The sequence below is a fragment of the Chamaesiphon polymorphus CCALA 037 genome (genome assembly GCF_003003845.1).
GTDB lineage: Bacteria > Cyanobacteriota > Cyanobacteriia > Cyanobacteriales > Chamaesiphonaceae > Chamaesiphon > Chamaesiphon polymorphus.
Window position 1 is genome coordinate 1 of record NZ_PVWO01000435.1, and the last position, 5,103, is coordinate 5,103.

Annotated in this window: 7 protein-coding genes; 4 read left to right on the forward strand and 3 right to left on the reverse strand. The window is 44.5% G+C overall.

Annotation, left to right across the window (positions count from 1 at the left end):
- The coding region (locus C7B77_RS23675) for an MFS transporter (RefSeq protein WP_483862468.1) at positions 1-567 on the reverse strand (567 nt) is incomplete at its 3' end.
- 230 nt (positions 568-797) lie between these two features.
- Between C7B77_RS23675 and C7B77_RS30375 the strand changes: the two genes are divergently transcribed.
- Positions 798-968, forward strand: coding sequence for a hypothetical protein (locus C7B77_RS30375; RefSeq protein ID WP_181243994.1), 171 nt, complete (start codon positions 798-800; stop codon positions 966-968).
- 1 nt (position 969) lies between these two features.
- Here C7B77_RS30375 and sfsA read toward each other — a convergent pair whose 3' ends face one another.
- Together sfsA and C7B77_RS23685 are read right to left on the reverse strand one after the other, a co-directional pair.
- Complete coding sequence (gene sfsA / locus C7B77_RS23680) at positions 970-1,671, reverse strand: DNA/RNA nuclease SfsA (protein WP_181243995.1); 702 nt, start codon at positions 1,669-1,671, stop codon at positions 970-972.
- A gap of 177 nt (positions 1,672-1,848) precedes the next feature.
- Positions 1,849-2,190 carry an Hpt domain-containing protein gene (locus C7B77_RS23685; RefSeq protein WP_106310720.1) on the reverse strand — a complete coding sequence of 114 codons (342 nt, stop codon included), beginning with the start codon at positions 2,188-2,190 and terminating at the stop codon, positions 1,849-1,851.
- A 218-nt stretch (positions 2,191-2,408) separates the two neighbouring features.
- Between C7B77_RS23685 and C7B77_RS23690 the strand changes: the two genes are divergently transcribed.
- The 3 genes from C7B77_RS23690 to C7B77_RS23700 form a co-directional block, all read left to right on the forward strand.
- Positions 2,409-3,056 carry a DUF4129 domain-containing protein gene (locus C7B77_RS23690; RefSeq protein ID WP_106310722.1) on the forward strand — a complete coding sequence of 216 codons (648 nt, stop codon included), beginning with the start codon at positions 2,409-2,411 and terminating at the stop codon, positions 3,054-3,056.
- A gap of 111 nt (positions 3,057-3,167) precedes the next feature.
- Positions 3,168-4,352: a DUF4350 domain-containing protein gene (locus C7B77_RS23695; protein ID WP_106310724.1), complete on the forward strand. Its 1,185-nt coding sequence runs from the start codon at positions 3,168-3,170 to the stop codon at positions 4,350-4,352.
- Positions 4,353-4,515: 163 nt separating this feature from the next.
- The coding region (locus C7B77_RS23700) for an AAA family ATPase (RefSeq protein ID WP_146138476.1) at positions 4,516-5,103 on the forward strand (588 nt) is incomplete at its 3' end.

A 5,103-nucleotide genomic window follows, 5' to 3' on the forward strand; every position in this document is an offset into this window, starting at 1 on the left:
ACCATATACCGATGCCCAGCCAATCCGATCCGCCAAAACGAAGGCAATCCAACCCGTCAGCAGTAACGCCACCCGATAGCCCAACAGAGCCACAGATGCGCCAGCTCCCACCTCCAAGGTGCTAACGATATCAGTTCGGTAGGCATCAACGGCAATATCCTGGGTGGCACTTAAAAACGCCATCACCACAGCGGTAATCGCAACTAATTGCAGGGCATTATTTCTACCTGCGGTATCTAATCCCGCAATTACCCCCATCTGACTAGCCAAAAACAGAATTGCGACAATTAGCCCAATTTGAGCAGCCAAAATCCAGCCCCGCCGACGTCCCAACAAAGGTAGTCGAAAATAGTCAACTAATGGCGACCAAAGAAATTTGAGCGAATAAGGTAAACCCACTAGACTCAACCAACCGATGGTCTTGACATCAAATCCAGTCTTAGTCAGCCATGCTCTAAAAGCATCATCAGCTAGAGCATACGGTAAACCAGAGGCAAAGCCAAGTAGCAAAATTGCTACCATTTTCCGACTATTAAATACTGCCAAGTACGAGGAAATTGACTTCATGATGCCTTCCTTAATTTAGTTAATTGAATTTGCAGCGAGCGGCTTATTTTTAGGCAATCGATCGAATAGACAATGCTTAGAACAAGCGTAGTTCAAAGAGATCGATCCAAACCAAGTGAGTTAGATAACTAGATCGATCGAGTATCGATCGCCACACCGATCTCAAGGATGTCTAGATTAATTTTTGTTACAATCGATCGATACCATCATTTGTCTGCCCATCTAAATCTATGACTTTCTTTCGCCAAAATGTCGCGCCGTTCCTGATTTTATTAGTCTTTCTCTTTGCCTTAGTAGCTGTAAGCGCGCGCATCTTCTTACCTTCAGATATGTCAGGCCCCGCACCAGTAACGGGAGCTATTTTGATTCAAAGCTTACTAATGTTGCTAAAACTGACTTAATTTAGAGGACTAATTCTGCCAATCCCAAATATTCTACCCCTTCAGGGGTAACGTTGAATCGACAAGGCAGTACTTCCAGACCCTTGGCTACTGCCGTCCGTAGCAATCGACCGTAAACGGGATCGGTAGTATCGCCAGGGGCGAATTTGGTCTTGTCGCCGCGATTGATAAAATAGAGCATCACCGCCCGATATTCGGGCATGACCTCGATTAGTTCGCGTAGGTGCTTTTGACCCCTGGTGGTTTCGGTATCGGGGAAGATGGCTACATCGCCACTCGACCAAGTAGTATTTTTAACTTCTACATAGATCGATCGCGCTCCACCAGACAGCAAAAAGTCGATCCTGCTGCCCCCATCTTGCCCGTAGACTACTTCCGATCGAATCGTTTGATATGTTTCTAGTTCGGGAAATAAATGCTGTTCTAGCGCGATTTTGACAAGCTTATTCGGCAATGCCGTATTGATGCCGACCCATACGCGATCGATTTCAATTGTTTCCCAAGTGTAAGCCAGTTTGCGTTTGGGATTATCGTGAAATGATACCTGCACGGGCGCACCAATTTGACAGACTCCAGTCATCGGGCCAGTATTGGGGCAATGTGCGGTGATGAGTTCGCCTGTGGCTAGCTCGATATCTGCAAAAAATCGCTTGTAGCGTTTGACGAGAATGCCGGAATAGAGCTGAGGATAGGTATAAAGCACGATCTCGACTGCTACCAGCAGCCAACAATAATTATTAGTAACCCAACAACACGCGCGATCTGGATGGCAAGATCGATAGTATCTAAAAATTCACCTAAAATTCAGATGGCGATTGCTGTTTGCCATCTAAAGATAACCGATCGTGCCAGCTTAGTTACCGACACCACTGACTACAATCTAGTTCTTACTCGCTAAATAAGTTTCTAAACGACCCAGATCGATCTCCATTTGCTCTACCAACGGAGCTGTATTTGCGGTTGGTTGTTCCTTGGCTAGTTGTTCGATTTGTTTGGCTAATGCTGTAATACTCACGATGCCTACATTAGCACTGGCACCTTTAATGTAATGAGCTTCATGCGCGATCGCCACTACATCGCGATCGATTACGGCTTGACGCAAATCTGTGATATGAACTTTGACGTCTTCTGCCAGCATGTTGAGCAATTCTAATTCAAATTCGGGGTCATCTTCCGAAACTTGATGTAATTGTTCCCAGTCAATGTCTATGAGATCGTTCATTAGATGTTGCAGTAGTAAATGTAGGCTAACTCCGATCGCTATTTTATCCTTTAGATCGTCACTAGTGGTTAGTGGCTGGTGAATAGTTTGTCGTGGGAGTTATACCTTAAGTCTCCCATCTTTGCCCACATGCCATAACATACTTACTACAAATTCTCACATACTCCAATCCAGCAAGCCTAGACTTCAATTATTGTAAAATTGCGTTTCCATCTAATATGATGGACGAGATACAATGTGTTGCGAACCAGCGCGGCTACCACAAACATATGTCCACTGCGGCTGAAAAAACAAGTTGGCGATGGCAGTTGGAACAACTCCAACAGCAGTTGGGGGAATGGATTGAAGTAAAGTTGAGATCTGACGATCGAGATTTAAATCTCGATATTTTTCCACCCTGGTTGGGGCCATTACTAGTCCAAATTGTGTGGTTGCTCTTAGCTGGATTAGTTCTTTGGATCGGCTATCGCATCATCTATCCCTACTGGCAAAATTGGGTGCGACAAAAAGAGCGATCGCCATCGACTTTAGATAGCTCGCCAATAAAAGTCTACACGGTAGCAGAGTTGCTGGCTCAGTCCCAAAAGTTTCAGCAAGATGGCGACTATACTCAAGCGAGTAGATGGCTATATTTAGCTATGCTGCAAAGATTGAATGATGCTAATTTAATTCCGCATCAATTTAGCCGCACCGATCGCGAATATCTTCAGTTATTAAGTGATGTCCCAGTTGTCAATGTGGGTGAGATCTTAGTATCGCTTCACGAACAACTGCATTTTGGCGATCGCCAGATTTCGAGTGCAGATTTCGAGCGATGTCAACAAGCTTATCGACAGGTCGATCGGGAATTGATAATTGATAATTGATAATTGATAATTGATAACGAACACTACTTGCAATCTATTTTTTTCAAAGTCTTCCACATTCGTGAAAATCCAATACTATTCTCCGACTCATTAGTTAGTAACTAATTATTCATGACAGATTTTAAGAAGTTATTAAAACAGTATTGGCAATTGTTTTTGTTGGGAACGATCGCACTCGTCTTAATTACGATCGTTAGTGCCATGAGTGGGGATGGTAGACAGCCAGGATCGAGTTATAGTATTGCAGCAAATGGTTACAGTGAATGGTATAGCATGATGTCCGAACGTGGGACTAAGATCCAACGGTGGCAACGCTCGTTTCCCCAACTCACACGAGATCCCCAATACCAAGCAGAAACTACGCTCCTGCAAGTCAATCCTCAATTAGAGCGATTGCAACTGAGCGATCTCCAACAAAAGTGGATCGGTGGTGGAAATACACTCGTCATTTTGGGAGTAACGGCACCAGCTTGGGAGATTCCATTTCGATCGGATTTAGAGAGTTCTCAAGGCAATGTGAGAATTGAAACTACGCGGAGATTTAGAGCCGATCTAGCTACAATTGGTCTACCTAAAGATGCTTTTGGCGAGGCAACTTTGAAAGATCGGGCTGGTAGTGTTGTCTATGGATTTAGAATCGGTAAAGGGTCGCTTTATATCGCAACGACATCATATTTAGCAGCCAATGCCTATCAAGATTTTCGACCTAATTATGAATTACTAGCAGAACTAGTTACTAAAGAGCAGGGACGAGTATTAGTAGATGAATATATTCATGGCTATGTCGATCGCAAACCCAAATCGGCAACCAATCCTCAACAAGATGGAACGGAATCGATCGAGAGCGAGACAGAAGGTGATGCTTTAGAATATCTGGCTGGTACGCCTTTAATTGTGGTCTTTATCAATATCTTGCTGGGCATATTAATCTTGGTGTGGCAGCAAAATCGTAGATTTGGCAAAGTTATTATTCCCAAACTGCCAGAAATTGATAATAGCGAAGCATATATCCAAGCACTAGGTGGGGTGCTCCGCCAAGCCAACAGCAGCGAATTCGTAGTCCAAAATATCGGGAGAGCCGAACGTTTGGCTTGGCAACAAAAATTAGGTTTGGGCAAAGAGCGATTGGTAGAACCACAGACACTAATTACCGCCTGGGAAACTCAGACTAAATTACCAACCGAAGATCTCCGCTTTGTTTTACAATTAACCACGACAGCACGACGCCTAACACCTGCCGAATTAACAAGCTGGTTGACAAAAGTCCGCACGATCGATCGGCAGCTTAGGCTTTAGGTTTTAGGCTTTAGGTTTTAGGCTTTAGGTTTTAGGCTTTAGGTAGAAAGCTCGATAGTTTTGGATCTGCGCTTCCCATCTACCTTACTTATTAAGTATTACTTATTACTTATTACTTATTACTTATTACTTTCCCACTCATCCACCCATCCCCACTCCCCACATGACAAACGAAATATTCGATCGACTCGGCAATGCTTTACAAGAAGTTGTATTCGGACAAGAAGAGACGACTAAACAACTTCTCATTGCCCTGCTGACGGGCGGTCATGTTATTTTGGAAGGTGTGCCAGGAACGGGGAAAACGATGCTTGCCAGGGTAATATCGCAACTAATTCAGGCCGATTTTAGGCGAATTCAACTGACTCCAGATATTTTACCCGCAGATATTTTAGGGACGAATATTTTCGATCTCAAGAATCAAGAATTCGTCCTCAAAAAGGGGCCAATTTTTACTCAGATTCTGCTGGCGGACGAGATCAACCGCACCCCACCCAAAACTCAATCGGCATTACTCGAAGCGATGGCGGAAGGGCAAGTTACCCTAGATGGCGAGACGATGGTGTTATCGGAGCTATTTTGGACGCTAGCGACTCAAAACTCTCTCGAATTTGAAGGCACATATCCATTGCCAGAAGCGCAACTCGATCGATTTTTATTCAAACTCATCGTCGATTATCCCGCCGCAGGTGCCGAGCGCGAATTGCTAGCCAGCGCGCGGATGACTCAGCCAGGAGCCAGAGGAGACGCC

Bases quoted from the DNA above. Each gene is read 5' to 3' on its own strand.
- C7B77_RS23690 (WP_106310722.1), top strand. From the start codon at position 2,409: ATGATGGACGAGATACAATGTGTTGCGAACCAGCGCGGCTACCACAAA.
- C7B77_RS30375 (WP_181243994.1), top strand. From the start codon at position 798: ATGACTTTCTTTCGCCAAAATGTCGCGCCGTTCCTGATTTTATTAGTC.
- C7B77_RS23695 (WP_106310724.1), top strand. From the start codon at position 3,168: ATGACAGATTTTAAGAAGTTATTAAAACAGTATTGGCAATTGTTTTTG.
- C7B77_RS23685 (WP_106310720.1), bottom strand. From the start codon at position 2,190: ATGAACGATCTCATAGACATTGACTGGGAACAATTACATCAAGTTTCG.